15 protein-coding genes are annotated in these 15,480 nt (G+C 75.4%); 4 read left to right on the plus strand and 11 right to left on the minus strand.

All coding sequences use genetic code 11. The features are described from left to right. Positions 1-44: 44 nt before the first annotated feature. From K1J57_RS04615 to mca, 9 genes are all read right to left on the minus strand, one after another. Positions 45-2,084, minus strand: coding sequence for a thioredoxin domain-containing protein (locus tag K1J57_RS04615; RefSeq protein ID WP_220563236.1), 2,040 nt, complete (start codon positions 2,082-2,084; stop codon positions 45-47). A 66-nt stretch (positions 2,085-2,150) separates the two neighbouring features. After that, positions 2,151-3,143: an ornithine cyclodeaminase family protein gene (locus K1J57_RS04620; RefSeq protein WP_220563237.1), complete on the minus strand. Its 993-nt coding sequence runs from the start codon at positions 3,141-3,143 to the stop codon at positions 2,151-2,153. Between the two features lie 18 nt (positions 3,144-3,161). Next, positions 3,162-4,088 carry an ABC transporter permease gene (locus K1J57_RS04625; RefSeq protein WP_220563238.1) on the minus strand — a complete coding sequence of 309 codons (927 nt, stop codon included), beginning with the start codon at positions 4,086-4,088 and terminating at the stop codon, positions 3,162-3,164. After that, positions 4,085-5,212: an ABC transporter permease gene (locus K1J57_RS04630; protein WP_220563239.1), complete on the minus strand. Its 1,128-nt coding sequence runs from the start codon at positions 5,210-5,212 to the stop codon at positions 4,085-4,087. The genes K1J57_RS04625 and K1J57_RS04630 overlap by 4 nt, the downstream gene beginning before the upstream one ends. Next, positions 5,209-6,765, minus strand: a complete 1,557-nt coding sequence (locus K1J57_RS04635) for an ABC transporter ATP-binding protein (RefSeq protein ID WP_220563240.1) — start codon at positions 6,763-6,765, stop codon at positions 5,209-5,211. The genes K1J57_RS04630 and K1J57_RS04635 overlap by 4 nt, the downstream gene beginning before the upstream one ends. A 25-nt stretch (positions 6,766-6,790) precedes the next feature. After that, entirely contained in the window at positions 6,791-7,786 is a 996-nt protein-coding gene (locus K1J57_RS04640; RefSeq protein ID WP_220563241.1) for a BMP family protein, read from the minus strand. Positions 7,787-7,914: 128 nt separating this feature from the next. Next, positions 7,915-8,619 carry a GntR family transcriptional regulator gene (locus tag K1J57_RS04645; protein ID WP_220563242.1) on the minus strand — a complete coding sequence of 235 codons (705 nt, stop codon included), beginning with the start codon at positions 8,617-8,619 and terminating at the stop codon, positions 7,915-7,917. A 237-nt stretch (positions 8,620-8,856) separates the two neighbouring features. Continuing rightward, complete coding sequence (locus K1J57_RS04650) at positions 8,857-9,105, minus strand: hypothetical protein (RefSeq protein ID WP_220563243.1); 249 nt, start codon at positions 9,103-9,105, stop codon at positions 8,857-8,859. 4 nt (positions 9,106-9,109) lie between these two features. Further along, complete coding sequence (mca, locus tag K1J57_RS04655; RefSeq protein WP_220563244.1) at positions 9,110-9,991, minus strand: mycothiol conjugate amidase Mca; 882 nt, start codon at positions 9,989-9,991, stop codon at positions 9,110-9,112. Between the two features lie 155 nt (positions 9,992-10,146). Between mca and K1J57_RS04660 the strand changes: the two genes are divergently transcribed. From K1J57_RS04660 to K1J57_RS04675, 4 genes are all read left to right on the plus strand, one after another. After that, positions 10,147-10,599: a DUF4307 domain-containing protein gene (locus tag K1J57_RS04660; RefSeq protein WP_220563245.1), complete on the plus strand. Its 453-nt coding sequence runs from the start codon at positions 10,147-10,149 to the stop codon at positions 10,597-10,599. Positions 10,600-10,740: 141 nt separating this feature from the next. Next, the gene (gene greA, locus K1J57_RS04665) at positions 10,741-11,241 is read left to right on the plus strand and encodes a transcription elongation factor GreA (RefSeq protein ID WP_220563246.1); all 501 of its coding nucleotides are present in this window, start codon (positions 10,741-10,743) and stop codon (positions 11,239-11,241) included. Between the two features lie 276 nt (positions 11,242-11,517). Then, positions 11,518-12,006 (plus strand): RDD family protein, encoded by a 489-nt coding sequence (locus tag K1J57_RS04670; protein WP_255646844.1) that lies wholly within the window; start codon positions 11,518-11,520, stop codon positions 12,004-12,006. A 10-nt stretch (positions 12,007-12,016) separates the two neighbouring features. Beyond that, positions 12,017-12,505, plus strand: coding sequence for an RDD family protein (locus tag K1J57_RS04675; RefSeq protein WP_220563248.1), 489 nt, complete (start codon positions 12,017-12,019; stop codon positions 12,503-12,505). Positions 12,506-12,666: 161 nt separating this feature from the next. Here K1J57_RS04675 and K1J57_RS04680 read toward each other — a convergent pair whose 3' ends face one another. After that, positions 12,667-14,067: a hypothetical protein gene (locus K1J57_RS04680; protein WP_255646845.1), complete on the minus strand. Its 1,401-nt coding sequence runs from the start codon at positions 14,065-14,067 to the stop codon at positions 12,667-12,669. 144 nt (positions 14,068-14,211) lie between these two features. Continuing rightward, positions 14,212-15,363, minus strand: coding sequence for an FIST N-terminal domain-containing protein (locus K1J57_RS04685; RefSeq protein WP_220563249.1), 1,152 nt, complete (start codon positions 15,361-15,363; stop codon positions 14,212-14,214). Between the last annotated feature and the right edge of the window lie 117 nt (positions 15,364-15,480).

Here is a 15,480-nt window from a genome sequence, read left to right on the forward strand (position 1 = left end):
CGTGCCCCGCCCCCGCACCCGCCGGCGGGCCCGGGGGCCCGCCCTCACGCCCTGCGGGCGAGGAGGTCGCGGAGGTCCTCCGCCGAGGTGACCGGGAGGCGGCAGACGAACCCCTCGCACACGTACGCCGTGGGCCGCCCGTCCACCCGGACGCGGTCGCGCAGCAGCGGCACTCCCCCGTCGTCGAGGCCGTCGCCGCGCGAGAGCACCGTGCCCAGCGGGGCGTGGGCCAGCGCGGTGCGCACCAGCTCGCCGGTGGCCGGGTCCCCGGGGTCGCCGACGACCGCGATCTCCAGCGGACCGGCCAGCAGCGCCTCGCCGACCGCCAGCCCCCACCCGGCGAACCGGGGCGCCTTCTCCGCCAGCAGGCCCACCGGCACCAGCGCCCGCTCGGCGGCCTCCCGGTGGCTGCGCGAGCCGGTGAGCGCCGCGTAGGACAGCAGCGCGCCGGCCGCCGCGGAGCGGCCCGAGGGCACGGCGTTGTCGGTGGGGTCCTGGGGGCGGTTGAACAGCTTCTCGGCGTCGTCCGCCGTGTCGTAGAAACCGCCCTCGTCGTCGACGAAGCGCTCCAGCACCACGTCCAGCAGCTCCCCGGCCGCCCGGGCGTAGCGGGCCTCCCCCGTGACGCCGTGCAGGGCGAGCAGCCCCTCGGCGACGTCGGCGTAGTCCTCCAGGACACCGGGGCTGCTCCCGGCGGCCCCGTCGCGGGAGGTGCGCACCAGCCTCCCCCCGCCCAGGTGCACCGAGAGCAGCAGCTCGGCGGCCTCCCGGGCGGCGTCCACCAGGTCGGGGCGGTCCAGCAGGACCCCCGCCTCGGCCAGGCCCGCGATCGCCAGCCCGTTCCAGGCGGCCACCACCTTGTCGTCGCGCGCCGGCGGCGTGCGCTCCTCCCGGGCGGCCAGCAGGGCGGCGCGGACCCGCTCGTAGCGCCAGGTGTCGGCGGGCGTGGACGGCAGGCGCAGCACCGAGGAGCCGTGCTCGAAGGTGCCCTCCTCCGTCACCCCGAACACCTCGGCGGCGAAGGCGGCGTCCTCCTCCCCCAGCACCTCGCGCAGCTGCCCGGGGGTCCACACGTAGTAGGTGCCCTCCTCCCCGTCGCTGTCGGCGTCCAGCGCGGAGGCGAACCCGCCCTCGGGGGTGCGCAGGTCGCGCAGCATCCAGTCGGAGGTCTCCCCGGCGACCCGGCGCAACAGGGCCGCGGACGCCTCCCCGGCCGGGCCGGGCTCGGCGGGGCGGCGGGCCATCCGGGCGTAGGCGCGCAGCAGCAGGGCGTTGTCGTACAGCATCTTCTCGAAGTGCGGCACCACCCACTCCCGGTCCACCGAGTAGCGGGCGAACCCGCCGCCGAGCTGGTCGTAGATGCCGCCGCGGGCCATGGCGTCGGCGGTGCCCAGCGCCATCAGCCACGAGGGGGTGGGCTCGGCCGCGCTCTGGAGGGGCCGGGTGCGCTCGTCGTGCGCGGTCAGGAACGACAGCAGCATCGACGGCGGGAACTTGGGCGCGCCGCCGAACCCGCCCTCCCGGGTGTCGTAGTCGCGTACCAGCGCCCGCACCGCCAGGTCGAGCACGGCGGCGTCCGGCGGGGGCGCGTCGGGCAGGGCCCGGGGGGCGCCCAGGGCCTCGACGACCCGGCGGCCCTGGTCGAGCAGTTCCCCGCGCCTGGTCCGCCAGGCCTGGGAGACGCCCTCCAGGAGGCGCTGGAAGTGGTCGCGCGGGAAGTAAGTGCCGCAGTAGAAGGGCGCGCCGTCGGGGGTGGCGAAGACCGTCATCGGCCAGCCGCCCTGGCCGGTCATGGCCTGGGTGGCCTCCATGTAGACGGCGTCGACGTCGGGGCGCTCCTCGCGGTCCACCTTGACGTTGACGAACAGGGCGTTCATCCGCTCGGCGGTCGCCCGGTCCTCGAAGGACTCGTGTGCCATGACGTGGCACCAGTGGCAGGCCGCGTAGCCCACGGAGATGAGGACGGGAACGTCGCGGCGGCGCGCCTCGGCGAAGGCCTCCTCCCCCCAGGGCCACCATTCGACGGGGTTGTCGGCGTGCTGGAGCAGGTACGGGCTGGTCGCGTCGCGCAGGCGGTTGGACATGTCCCCACTCTGCCATCCCGGGGCCGCCCGCGGCGGGGAGCGGACGGCCGTACCGGGGCGGCGGGGTCAGTCCGCCAGGGCGATCTCGGTGCCCAGCCCCCTCTCCCGGGCGGCGTCGAGCAGCAGGCGGCCGACCGCGGCGTCCTCCAGGCCCAGGCCGACGGAGGCGAACACGGTGATCCCGGCCCCGGAGGTCCGGCCGGGGTGCCGCCCGGAGACCACCGCGGCCAGGTCCAGGGCGCAGTCCCCGGCGGTGATCGCCCCCTCGGCGATCGCGGCGGCCACGGCCCCGGACTCGTGCAGGGCGACCGGGGCCGAGTCCACGACCAGGAGGCCGGCGGCCAGCGCGGCGGCGTCCACCTCGCGGTGGTCGGTGCGCGGCGGCGCCCCGACGACGTTGAGGTGCTGCCCCGGGCGCAGCCAGGCGCCCTCGACCAGCGGTTCCCTGGACGGGGTGACGGTGCAGACGACGTCCGCCCCGGCCACCACCGCGCGCGGCGAGTCCGCGGGGGCGACCTCCAGGCCCGGCACGTGGGCGGCCACCTCCTCGCGCAGGGCCCGCACGGTCTCCTCCCGGCGCGACCACACCAGGACCCGCTCGGGGCGCCGCTCGTCGGCGAGCGCGACCACGTGGGCGGCGGCCAGCGGGCCGGCGCCCACCACGCCCAGCACGTACGGGCCCGGGCGGGCCAGGTGCCGGGTGGCCACGCGCGTGGTCGCGGCGGTGCGCAGCCGGGTGGGCACCGCGCCGTCCATGACGGCCAGCGGGCCGCCGGTCTCGGCGTCGGCCAGGACCAGCACGGACTGCTGGGCGGGCAGCCCGCGGGCGCGGTTGCCGGGGATGTCGCTGAGCAGTTTGCCCGCGGCCAGGCCGCTCGCGGGCAGCAGCGCGGTCATCGGCACGAACTGCGGGTCGAGCCCGGCGACGCGCGCGGGCTCCCCGTACGGCTGCGCCGCCCGGCCGCCGGCCAGTTCCGCGAAGGCCGCCTCCACGGCCGCGGCGACCCGGGCGGGCGCGACCAGGCCGGTGAGTTCCGAACGGGTGAGGATGAGCGTCATGGGGGCCTTTCCGGTGGTTCAGCCGGTGCGTCCGGCTCGGACGAACGGGACGGTCAGGTCGGAGGGGCGCCGGGATCCGGAGACCAGCCCGGCCACGGCGGCGAGCGCCAGCAGGTACGGCAGTGCCACGAGCAGGGCCGCGGGCAGCGCGACGCCCAGGGCGGGGAGGGTGAACCGGAGCGCCTGGGCCGCGCCGAACACCAGGGCGACGGCGGCCACGCGCCCGGTCCGCCACCGCGCGGCGATGACGGCGACCACGGCGAGGTAGCCCACGCCCGCGGTCATGTGATCGGTGAACGTCTTGACCTGGGCGAGGGCGATGTAGGCTCCGGCGAGCCCGCCCGCCCCGCCGACCAGCAGGACCGCCAGGTGGCGGATGCGGGCCACCGGCAGCCCGGCCCGGTCGGCCTTGACCGCGTCCTCCCCGGTGGCGTCGACGGCCAGGCCCCAGGCGGTGCGCCGCGAGGTGAGCAGGGTCAGCGCGACCACCGCGCCGATCAGCAGGTAGCCCGGGGCCGGCAGGGAGAACAGCGCCCGGCCCAGCACCGGCAGGTCGGAGAGCAGCGGCAGGGCCGCCCGGTCGAAGCCGGGGGTGACCGTGTCCCGGTCCAGGAGCAGCCGGGCCGCGAACACCGTGCCGGAGAGCGCCAGCGTGTTCAGCGCCAGGCCGGTGACGATCTGGTCCGCCCGCCAGGCCACGCTCAGCAGGCCCTGGAGGACGCCGACCAGGACACCCGCCGCGGCCCCGGCGGCCAGTCCGGCCCAGGGGGAGCCGGTGGCCACCGCGGCCAGGACCCCGGCCAGGCAGCCGGTGACCATCATGCCCTCGACGCTCATGTTCAGGACCCCGGCGCGTTCGGAGACGGCCTCGGCCGCCGCGGCGACCATGATCGGCAGGCCCAGGGCGACGCTCATGGCGAGCAGTTCCGTGAGGGTGTGGATCATCGCGCGGTCTCCTTCTCCGGCGGCGCGGCCGAGGGAACGGGGCCGGCGGGCGGCGGCCCCGCGGCCCGGCGCGCCCTCGGCCGGGTGCGGACCAGCAGCGCCGTGCCGGCCACGAGCAGCACGAGCACGGCCTCGGTCATCTGGCTGATCGCGGCGGGCACCCCGGCGGCCAGCTGGACGCCGATGCCCCCGGCCGCCAGCAGGCCCAGGGCCAGGGTGATGAGGACCAGGGCCGTCATCGACCCGCGGGCGAGCAGCCCGGCCACCAGGCCGGTGAAGCCGTACCCCGCGGCGATCCCGTCGGCCAGGACGTACGGCGCCGAGGCGACGACCGTCCCCCCGGCCAGGCCCGCGAAGGCCCCGGCCGCCGTCAGCGAGCCGAAGCGCACCCGGCCCACGGAGACGCCCAGGCGGCGGCTCGCCGCGGCACCCCGCCCGACCGCGGTGAGCCGGAGCCCCGTCGCGGTCCGGTGCAGCAGGAACGCCGTTCCGGCGGCGCCGAGCAGGGCGAGGACGGCGGCGGCCGTCATCGGGGAGCCGGGCAGCCCGAGCAGCGGGACACGGGCCGCCTCGACCAGCGGCTCGGACTGGGGCAGGGTCTCCGCGCTGGTCACCGGCTGGCGCAGCAGCCGCTCGTCGTGGACGGCGAGCATGAGCAGGGCCAGCCCGATGAAGTTGAGCAGCAGGGTCGTGATGATCTCGTTGACCCCGCGCCGGACCAGCAGCCCGGCGGCGACCGCCGCCCAGGCGGCACCGCCCAGGGCGGCCGCCCCCAGCACCAGCGGCAGGGCGAGGAGGGCCGGCGCGGACTCGGGCAGGTGGACCCCCACGGCGGTGGCGCCGACGGCCCCGAGGGCGAACTGCCCCTCCCCGCCGACGTTCACCAGGTTCGCCCGGAACGCGATGACGAACCCGCAGGCGACCAGCAGGATCGCGGCCGCGGTGTTGACGGCCGCCCCCAGCGCGAAGGGGTTGCCCGCGGTCGAGGTCCACAGCGCGTTCAGGGTGGTGCCCGGCGGCGACCCGGCGGCGGCCGCCGCGAGCACGGTGAACAGCAGGGCCCCGGCTCCGCAGAGCAGTCCGAGGGAGAGGGGGTGGCGGGGGTCGGGACGGAGCGGGCTCATGCGGCGGCCCCCGCCATCAGGTGGGCGATCCGGTCGCGGGCGGCGGGGTCGGCGGGGTCCACCGGTCCGGCCAGCGTCCCGCGGTAGGCGACGCGGACCTCGTCGCAGACCGCCAGCAGTTCTTCGAGCTCCCCGGAGATCACGAGGACGGCCGCGCCCCGGTCCGCGGCGGCGCGCAGGTGGCCGAGCACGGCCGCGACCGCGCCGACGTCCAGGCCGCGGGTGGGGTGGGCGGCGACCACGCAGGCCAGCGGGTCCAGCGACAGCTCGCGGGCCAGGACGGCCTTCTGCTGGTTGCCTCCGGACAGGGCGGACATCGGGGCGTCCGGCCCGGGGGCGCGGACGTCGAAGCGGGCGGCCAGGTCCGCGGCCCGGTCCCGGAGGGCGCGGCGGTCCAGGACCCCGAAGCGGCCGGTGAACTCCCGCAGGCGGCCCAGCATGAGGTTCTGGGCCAGGCTCAGGTCCTCCACGACGCCCTCGTGGTGGCGGTCCTCGGGGATGACCGCCAGCCCGGCGGCGGTGCGCTCGCCCGGGGAGGCCGCGGTGATGTCGCGGTCGGCCAGCCGGATCGTCCCGGACCCGACCGGGACCGCCCCCGAGAGCGCGTCGGCCAGGGCGGACTGGCCGTTGCCCTCCACGCCGGCGATCCCGGTGATACGCCCGGCCCGGACGGTGAGGTCGACGCCGTCGACGGCGCTCGCCCCGTGGGCGTCGCGGGCGCGCAGCCCGGCCACCTCCAGGGCGGGCGGTCCGGCCTCCCCGCGCCGCGCGCGCCCGGCGCCGCCCCGCAGGCCCAGGGCGGCGGCCGAGGCGGGGTCCCGCGGCGCGCGGCCGACCATGAGGGAGACGAGGTCGTCGTCGGCGAGGTCGGCCAGGCGCCCGCCGCCGGTGACACGGCCGTGGCGCAGCACCGTGGCCCGGTCGCCGACGGCGCGGACCTCCTGGAGCTTGTGGGTGATGAGCACGACCGCCGTGCCGGAGTCGGCGATGCGCCTCGCGGTGGCCAGGAACGCGTCGATCTCCCGCGGGCCCAGGACCCCGGTCGGCTCGTCGAAGAGGACCAGCCGCGGCCCGTCCACCAGGGCCTTGACGATCTCGGCGGTCTGGCGGTGCCCCACCGACATCCGGTCGACCCGGGCGCCGGGGTCCACGGCCAGCCCGTACTCCTCCCCGATGCGTTCGAGGCGGCGCCGCAGGGCGCGCCGGTCAGGGCGGAACCGGGACCGCCCGAGCAGGAGGTTCTGCTCCACGGTCAGCGTGGGGACGAGGCTGAAGTGCTGGTGGACCATGGCGATGCCGCGGCGGGCGGCGTCGGCGGGCGAGGCGGGGGCGTAGGGCTCGCCGTCCAGGAGCATCCGGCCCCGCAGGGGCGGGGTGCCGCCGAACACGATGTTGCACAGGGTGGACTTGCCCGCGCCGTTCTCGCCCAGGACACAGTGGATCTCGCCCGCGGTGACGGAGAGGTCGACGCCGTCCAGGGCGACCAGGTCGCCGAAGCTTCGGGTGACGCCGTCCAGGCGCAGGACCGCGGGGCGGCCGTCGGAGCCGGTCATGGGGGGCCTTTCCGTTCGCACCGGTCTAGTAGGGCTCGACCGCGCCGGAGGCGATGGCCTCCGCCGCCTCGTCCAGGGCCTGTTCGACCTCCGGGTCGTCGGCGCACAGGACGAAGTCGGTGCCGACGCGGTCGCCCGCCAGGCCGAAGGGGACCTGGGCGGCCTCCCAGGTGCCGTCCAGGACGGCGTCGACCGCGTACTCGATCTGGACGCCGGTGTCGGTGACGACGTATCCGACGTAGGGCGAGCCGTCCGCGCAGTCGCCGGCGATGGGGCCGCCGACCACGTGCGCCCCGGCCTCCAGCGCGGCCTGCTCCAGGCCGGACTTGCCGAGGTTGAGGATCTGGCCGATCACGTCGACGCCGACCCCGTGGTCGGCCGAGGCGGCCTGGAGGGCGCGGGCCGGGTCGTTGAAGTCGCCGAGGAACTGGGGCTCGACGACCTCGATGCCGGGGTCTGCGCTGCGGGCGCCGTTCTCGAAGGCGTGGGAGGAGTTGACGATCTCGGGCAGTTCGGCGCCGCCGATGAAGCCGATCTTCCCGCTCCGGGAGGTCAGGGCCGCGACGACACCGGCGAGGTAGGCGCCCTCCGGCTGGCGGGGGTCGTAGTAGGCCAGGTTCTCCAGGGGCTCGGCGTCGGCGGGTCCGCCGATCTCCACGAAGGTGACGTCCGGCGCGGTGGCGGCGACGGCGCGCACGTCGGCGTCGGTCTGGCCGCCGACGGAGACGACCAGGTCCGACTCCCCGGCCATCCGGCCCAGGACCTGCTCGAAGTCGGCGGCGGCGACCTCTTCGACGAAGGTGATGTCCACCTCGTCGGAGCGCTCCGCCCGGATGCGCTCCACACCCGCGTGCCCGGACTGCATGAACCCGGTGTCGCTGATGGACCCGGGCAGCAGGACGGAGACGCGGAGCCGGTCGTCCGTGCCCTCGCCGCCCCCGGAGCCGCAGGCCGCCAGGGTCAGGGATCCGGTCAGTGCGGCGGCGGCCCAGGCGGCGCCTCGGGTGGTTCGGGGTGACATGACGTGCTCCTCTGCCGAGTTAGCGGTATACCACTAAATTCAGCATGGGAGCGGCCCGTGACCTCCGTGTTGCCCGCCGGGAAACACCGCGTTTCCCCGCACCGGGCCGGCCCGCCGGACGGGCGGCGCTACCTGCGGGTGCGGGTGCGGGTGCGGGTGACGTCGACCGGGTCGAAGCGCTCCCAGGTCTCGGCGATGGCCAGCGTGGGCTCCAGCCCCGCGGCGACGTGCTCGCGGTACAGCGCCGCCGCCCCCTCGCCGTCGCCGCGCTCGATCAGCCCGAGCAGCCGGACGTGCTCCTCCCGCTGCTCGCGGGTGTCGCGGTGCCGGGTGAGGTGGAACAGCCACTGCACGCGGGCGTCCAGCGGCGCCATCATCTCCTGGAGCAGGGGGTTGCCGCAGGCGCCCAGCACCGCGCGGTGGAACCCGGCGTTGGCGGCGGCGGTGGCGGAGTCGTCACCGGCGTCCAGCGCCCGGGCCGCCTCGTCGAGGCACCGCCGCATCAGGCGCAGGTCGTCCTCGCTCCGCTTGGCGGCGGCCAGGCGCGCGGCCAGCGGCTCCAGCTCCTCGCGCACCTCGAAGAGGTGCACGATGTCCTCCCGCGACCAGCCGGCCACCATGGCGCCCTGGCGCGGGACCAGGACGATCAGCCCCTCGGCCTCCAGCATCCGCAGGGCCTCCCGCAGGGGCACCCGGGAGACGCCCAGCTCGGCGGCCGTCTCGCGTTCGGTGATGCGGTGGCCCGGCGGCAGGTGCAGGTCCATGATCCGCGACTTGAGCTCGGCGTAGGCCCGGTCGCGCAGCGACGGGGACGGTGAGGGCGCGGGCGGCATGGACCCCATCGTAGGCCGTGTCCGGCGGGCCGTTCCGGGCCCGCCGTCCGCGGCCCGCCGCGCGACCGGAGGGGTCCGGGTGCGCCGCGGGCCGGGTGCCCGGCCGGGGCGTGTTCGGCGGACGCCTTAGAGCGTTCCGGCGCTCGCGCCGAACGCCGGGAGCGGCCGTCCGAGCGCGGGCGGCGCCGCGAGAGGCGGCCCCGCGGCCGCGACCCGGGACGATCCGCCGAACACTCCCTAGGAGTCCTTCCGCTTCGCGGCGTCGTCCTCGATCAGGGTCGGGGCGGCCGCGACGTCCACCGGCTCCTCGATGGTGCGCTCGCCGCGCACCGTCTTGAGCTTGCCGGTCATGCTGCGCATGAGCAGGTACAGGGCCACACCGACGGCGAAGATCACGAGGAACCCCAGGACGCCCGGGGTGACCGTGTACTTGTCCAGGGTGAACGTGTCGGTGTTCGCGGCGGCGGACACGAGAAGGGTGTTCATGGGCTCATACTCTCACTGCGTCTCGGACACCCGCGAAGAGGTCCGTCTCGGGGACCTCGGTGTCCACCAGGGACCGCACCAGGTGGTAGTCCTCGGTCGGCCAGGCCTGGGCGAGGAGGTCGTTGGGCACCGCGAACCAGAACCCGTTGGGGTCGACCTGGGTCTCGTGCGCCTTCAGCGCCTTCTCGGCGAGGTCGAAGTACTCGCCGCACTCCACGCGCGTGGTGATCTCCCAGGTGGGCCGGTCGCCGCGGTCCTTGATGCGGTCGATCCACTCCTGGTAGGGGTTCTCCAGCCCCTTCTCCTCCAGCAGCGCGGCGATCGCCTCGAACCGCTCGGGCGGGAAGGAGACGAAGTAGTACAGCTTGAGGGGCTGCCAGGGGTCGCCGGTGCCCGGGTAGGCGTCCGGGTCCCCCGCCGTGTCGAAGGCGTGCATCGACACCTTGTGGGTCATGATGTGGTCGGGGTGGGGGTACCCGCCGTTCTCGTCGTAGGTGAGGATCACGTGCGGACGGAAGCGGCGGATCGACTCCACCAGGGGCGCGGCGGCCTCCTCCACCGGGGTGAGGGCGAAACAGCCCTCGGGCAGCGGGGGCAGCGGGTCGCCCTCGGGCAGGCCGGAGTCGACGAAACCGGCGAACTCCTGCCGGATCCCGAGGATCTCGCGGGCCCGGTCCATCTCGCGGCGGCGCACTTCCGCGATGTTCTCGCGGACGTCGGGCCGCTCCATGGCCGGGTTGAGGATGTCACCGCGTTCACCACCGGTCATGGTGACGACCAGCACGTCGGCTCCTTCGGCGACGTAGCGCGCCATGGTGGCCGCGCCCTTGCTGGACTCGTCATCGGGGTGGGCATGCACGGCCATGAGCCGCAGGCGCTCGGACAACGAAGGGTTCTCCTTGACTCGGTCGACGGTCGCAGGGGCGTACCGTCCTGCTCCCCTGATCACGGCACATCCGGCGACTTGGTGCGGGCCGCGCGGGGGGGCTGTCAGGTCGGGGATATCTTAGACAACACCGTCCCCGTGTACGGAGATTCCCGATGCCCACCACCCCGGAGGAAGACGCCGTGAAGAGCGCCGACGAACCGGCCGCCGACGCGGCCGCCCCCGCCGCGGAGACCGCGCCCGCCCTGCGCAAACGCCACGGCAACGGGCCGGTCTTCTTCGTGATCGCGGCGGCGTTCGCCGTGCTGTGCGCCGTCGGGTGGGGCTACGCGGTCATGAGCTACACCGGGCTGGGCGGGGGCGTGTACCACCAGGTGGTCTCCTCCTCGGCGCCGACGGCGGCCGAGGCGACCATCACCTACGAGGTGAACAGCCGCGACGGGGCCGTGTGCCTGATCCGCGCGCTGGACGAGCGCCTGGTGGAGGTGGGCCAGAGGACCGTGGCGACGGAGGCCGGGAACCGCATGGTCACCACGACCGTTGAAACGGTTCGTCAGGCCGCAACGGTAGAAGTGGCCTCGTGCAGGGAACAAGGTTCGCAGGACTGACACCGCCGAACCCCTTTCCCCACCGGTTCGGGCGGTGGAGCCGGCCTTTCGGGAACCGTGTGCCATGACGCACGGTGATATTCTCGTAAGTTCAGCTCTGGCCGCCTGGTGGCCTTTGCTACTAGTACACAAGGAGTTCCCGTGACCCAGACCCGCGATGACAACGTCACCTGGCTCACCCAGGAGGCGTACGACCGGCTCAAGGCAGAGCTGGACCACCTGACGGGGAGCGGGCGCATCGAGATCGCGGAGAAGATCGAGGCCGCCCGCGAGGAGGGCGACCTCAAGGAGAACGGCGGCTACCACGCCGCCAAGGAGGAGCAGGGCAAGATGGAGGCCCGCATCCTCCAGCTCACCGAGATCCTGCGCACCGCGCGGGTCGGCGAGGCCCCTCGGACCGAGGGCGTGGTCGGCCCCGGTATGACCGTCACCGTCATGTTCGACGGCGACGACGAGGAGGTGACGTTCCTGCTCGCCTCCCGCGAGGAGAGCGGCTCCCCGATCGACGTGTACTCCCCGCGCTCCCCGCTCGGCTCCGCCATCAACGGCAAGGCCGTCGGCGAGAAGGTCAGCTACCAGCTGCCCAACGGCAAGAGCCTCGGGGTCGAGATCATCGAGGCGGTCCCCTACAGCGGCATGTAGGGCGGGTCCCCGGCGGGGATCGAAGCGGTGAGGGGCGGCGGATGCCGCCCCTCACCGCATGTGGGGCGGAAGCGGGCGCGGTCCCGGGAGTCCCCGGGGCTCCCCGGTGCGTCGTACCCTCTGAGGGCGGCCGACGGGTGCCGCCTCCCCGACCACCGAAAGGGCACGATGTCCTCGCCTTACTGGAACCCGCAGGGTCCCGGCCACGGCGGCCCCCCTCCGCAGGGCGGCCCGGGTCCGGGCGTCCCGACCCCCCACGGCCCGCAGGGCGGATGGATGCCGCACGAGCCGGAACCGGTGCCCGCCGGCCCCGAGCGCGCCTCCTTCGGCCGCCGCCTGGCCGCCCGGTTCATCGACTACATCCTGGCGGCGATCGCGGCCACGGCGTTCTTCATCCTCATGGCGGTCGTGATGGTGGCCCTGACCGGGGTCACGGAGTCGAGCGACGCCGAGGGCACGGTGTGGGCCCTGCTGTTCTTCTTCGGCTGGGGCGTGCTGCTGTTCTTCTACGACTGGCTGTTCCTGGTCACGTGGGGCGCCACGCTGGGCAAGCTGATGCTCGGCATCAAGGTGACCCGCGCCGACGGCGGCCGCCTCACCCAGGGCCAGGCCGTCGGGCGCTCGGCCTTCTTCTGCCTGCCCCAGTCCCTGCCCTGCCTCGGCCACGTGCTGAGCCTCATGGAGAGCATGGCGGCGCTGGGCGAGGACCGGCTCGCACTGCACGACCGCGTGTCCAAGACCGTCGTCGTGCACTCCCATCCCTGAGGAGGTCCCGATGCCCCGGCCCCTACCGGAGGGCGCCGGCCCCGACGCGGAGCCGGCGCCGTTCTCGCTGCGCGCGACGGCCCGGTTCATCGACATCGTGCTGGCGGCGACCGCGGTCTCGGCGCTGTTCGCCCTCGCGGCGCTGCCGGCCGCGGCGCTCCCCGTGGACGGGTACCTCGCGGCCATGGGCTGGGCGGGGCTGCTGCTGTTCGGCGGGGTGGCGCTGCTGTTCCTGTACGAGTGGGGCTTCCTGGTCGCGCGCGGCGCCACCCCGGGCAAGATGATGACGGGCATCTCCGTGGTCGGCCCCGGCGGCGGCCGCCCCACCCGCGGCCAGGCCGCGGCGCGCGCCGCCGTGCTCTGCCTGCCCCAGGCGGTGCCCTGCGTCGGCCTGTGCTTCACGCTGGTCGAGAGCCTGGGCGCCGCCTCCCCCGACGGGCTCGCCCTGCACGACCGGCTGTCCCGGACCGCCGTCGTCCGCCCCCCGGCACCGACCTAGGACCTGTTCCTGGGTGCTCTCCTCTACCACCGGGGGTTCGTGAGGCGCCCGGCGGGGTTCTGGAGGCCCGGAGGAGACGTCCTCGAGGGAAGCCTGTGGCCGTAGGCCATCCGTTGAGGACCTTCCGCCGCTCGACGGGCGGGCCGAAGCGCAGCGGAGGTTCAAAAAGAGGCGCAGGCGGGTGCGTCGGCGGCGCCTTCGGCGTACACCGCCGGGATGTAGTGGCCCTCGCCGATCCGGTACCAGGCGTCGCCGGTGCCCTGCGGGCCGGTGACCCGGGCCCCGGCCTCCTGGCAGACGACGTCGATGTTCGCGCTGTGGGCGGCCGTGCCGACGGCGGGGTGCTCCGGGCCCGCTCCGCCGCGCACCTCGACCGGCCCCTCCCCGGCGGGCGCGGTGACCTCGACGCGGTGGCGGTACTCGCCGGTCCACAGGTAGTCGACCTGCACCCAGCCGTTGGTCGGCAGCCGGAGCCCGTCGTTGAACGCGCCGTCGGCCAGGTCGATCCCGGCCGGGTTGCGCACCCGGCGGCCGAACCCGTCCAGGCCGCCGTTGTGCCCCTCGGAGTAGGCCGCCTGGGCCTGCGGGCGGCCCCGGTCGAGGTCGCGCCAGGACTGGCGGTCGGCGTTCCAGTGGTCGTCGGTGATGTTCCACGGGCCCACGTCCCAGACGGGCAGGTAGGCGCAGCGGGCCTCGTGGCCCTCGGTGTCGCCCTTGCCCTCCGGCCCCAGGGCGCCGGTGGTGCACACCCGGACGGTGTACTCGCCGCCGCCCCGGGTGGCCAGCCCGCGCCGGGAGGGCAGGGCCACGAAGTGGTCGTTCGCGCGGACGGTGTGCCCGTTGGCGGTGGTCTCCCCGACCAGGCCGATGCGGGTGGCGAAGAGCCGCGCGGAGAACGGGCGCTCGGGGATGTCGTCACCGACCCCGGCCCCGTCCCCGGTCGGGTCGTCGCCGTCCCCGTCGGGCTCCCCGCCGCCGTCGGGGCCCCCGTCGCCCTCGGGCCGGGGCGCGGCCTCGGGCGAGGGGTCGTCGGGCAGGCCGGCCGGGATGTCCCCGGTGCCCTCCAGCGGGCGCACGCCCAGTCCGGTGACGGCGGTGTCGGCGCCGTCGATGCCCACCCGCAGCTGCACCCGGGAGACGTCGGCGTCCAGCGTGATGCGGCCGCCGCGGTCGGGGGCGGGGTACCACTCGGTCCACATGCCGTCGGCGCGGACCCCGCGCACCTCGGCCAGCACGTCCTCGGGGTCGCCGGAGGAGCCCACCCGCACGTCGACGGTGTCGGTGGGCCGTTCCAGGGCCTGCTCGGGGAAGGTCGCCAGGCCGGTGGCCGGGGCCCCGCGCTCGCGGCGCAGGGAGGCCGGGGGCTCGGCCGCCCCGTCCAGGCGCAGCGTTCCGGAGGCCAGGACCAGGCCGATGCGGTCGGCGGACCCCAGGTCCTGGGGGAGCCAGCCGGTCTCCGCGAAGGCGGGTCGGGGGCCGACCGGGAGCAGCAGGACCAGGGCCCCCGCCACCGCCCAGCGCCTGCCGCGCATGCGGATCGAAGTGGGTGCGCACCCGGGCATGACGAACCTTTCGCCTTGATCACACAGAGTGAAGAAATAGTGCACTCTTAGTAAGCGCCCCGGTATGCGCACACTCAAGGAACTCGTGTCGGGTGTCGGTGATACGGCGGTAAAGGTCCGGTTCGCCGCGGGGGCGGCGCCCGCTCAGGCGAAGGCCAGCAGGCAGGCCGTGAACGCGTGCAGGTGGTTGACCCCGCCGACCGGGCCGATCTCCCCCGCCGCGAAGAACCCCGCCACCGCCTCCGCGCCCAGCACCCGGCGCACCGCCAGCACGTCGTGGTCGGCGTGCGGGAACAGGGCGGCACCGCGCCCGTTGCAGGAGAACAGCAGCCCCGCCCCCACCCGGTGGCGCTCGCCGAAGTCGGCCAGCCGCAGGGCCAGGTCCTCGTCCGCGGTCCCGGCGTCGCGTATCTGGAAGCGGACCGTCTGCCCGACCTCGACCGACTCGTCGACGACCAGCGTCCCCGCCCCGGCGTCGGCGCCGGTCAGCGAGCGGATGAGGAAGTCGCCCTGCTCGTGGTGGTCGGCGTACTCGTCCATGGCGATGCCCAGCTGCAGCCCGTGCTCCGCCAGGTCCCGGTCCTCGTCCGAGAGCGTCTCCAGCACCGCCTCCAGGCGGGTGTAGGCGGACTCCCCGGCCAGCTCCTCGACCACGTTGTCGTGCGCCGCGGTGACCGTCATCGCCGGCCCGATCGGGCGGCAGCCCTGGCTCACCACGGTGCCCAGCACGCCCTCGCCGCCGATGAGCAGGCCCACCGCGCCGTTCTCGGCCACCGAGCCGTCGCAGAACAGCCGGACCGACCCCTCACCGAGCATGCCCTCGGCCATGCCGCCCACCAGCGGCAGCCCGCCCAGCGCCCGGGTGGACTCGCGCACGAACTCGCGCGCCGGGAACTCGTAGGGGTTGACCAGCAGCAGGGCGGCCCGGTCGCGCGGACCCGGCTCGCGCATGCCCACGACGGTGAGCCGCTCGCCCTCCACCACCGTGTCCAGCCGGAACGGGGTGAGCTCCACCCCCGGCAGCCGGGCGCACCACACGCTGACCGACCCCTGGCCCTCCACCGCGCGGCCGCCGCCGATGACCCCGACGGCGCTGCACCCCAGGGTGAGCGCGGCGCCCGCCAGCTCCATCACGCGGATCCCGGCCAGCGAGACCTCCTCGGTGTCGGCGCCGCAGACGAAGAAGCACACCAGGTCGGCCGGGCCGTCGAGACGGGCCAGGGCGGTGAGCGCCGCGCGTTCGGCCGCGTTCACCAGGTCCGCCCCGGTCGTCAGTGCATCACCGAACCGAGCCACCGGCTGGACCCCTCACTCGTCACCGGACCCGCCGGACGCGGGTGCCACACTCCGTCATTGTCCCACCCTGAGCCCGCTGCGGAGCCCGGCCGGGACCGGCCTCGGCCGCCATCGGCC

It is taken from the genome of Nocardiopsis sp. MT53 (assembly GCF_019598965.1).
Taxonomy (GTDB): domain Bacteria; phylum Actinomycetota; class Actinomycetes; order Streptosporangiales; family Streptosporangiaceae; genus Nocardiopsis; species Nocardiopsis changdeensis.

Coding starts and splice junctions, on each gene's coding strand:
- K1J57_RS04615 (WP_220563236.1), bottom strand. CDS start 2,084: ATGTCCAACCGCCTGCGCGACGCGACCAGCCCGTACCTGCTCCAGCAC.
- K1J57_RS04620 (WP_220563237.1), bottom strand. CDS start 3,143: ATGACGCTCATCCTCACCCGTTCGGAACTCACCGGCCTGGTCGCGCCC.
- K1J57_RS04625 (WP_220563238.1), bottom strand. CDS start 4,088: ATGATCCACACCCTCACGGAACTGCTCGCCATGAGCGTCGCCCTGGGC.
- K1J57_RS04630 (WP_220563239.1), bottom strand. CDS start 5,212: ATGAGCCCGCTCCGTCCCGACCCCCGCCACCCCCTCTCCCTCGGACTG.
- K1J57_RS04635 (WP_220563240.1), bottom strand. CDS start 6,765: ATGACCGGCTCCGACGGCCGCCCCGCGGTCCTGCGCCTGGACGGCGTC.
- K1J57_RS04640 (WP_220563241.1), bottom strand. CDS start 7,786: ATGTCACCCCGAACCACCCGAGGCGCCGCCTGGGCCGCCGCCGCACTG.
- K1J57_RS04645 (WP_220563242.1), bottom strand. CDS start 8,619: ATGCCGCCCGCGCCCTCACCGTCCCCGTCGCTGCGCGACCGGGCCTAC.
- K1J57_RS04650 (WP_220563243.1), bottom strand. CDS start 9,105: ATGAACACCCTTCTCGTGTCCGCCGCCGCGAACACCGACACGTTCACC.
- K1J57_RS04660 (WP_220563245.1), top strand. CDS start 10,147: ATGCCCACCACCCCGGAGGAAGACGCCGTGAAGAGCGCCGACGAACCG.
- K1J57_RS04670 (WP_255646844.1), top strand. CDS start 11,518: ATGCCGCACGAGCCGGAACCGGTGCCCGCCGGCCCCGAGCGCGCCTCC.
- K1J57_RS04675 (WP_220563248.1), top strand. CDS start 12,017: ATGCCCCGGCCCCTACCGGAGGGCGCCGGCCCCGACGCGGAGCCGGCG.
- K1J57_RS04680 (WP_255646845.1), bottom strand. CDS start 14,067: ATGCCCGGGTGCGCACCCACTTCGATCCGCATGCGCGGCAGGCGCTGG.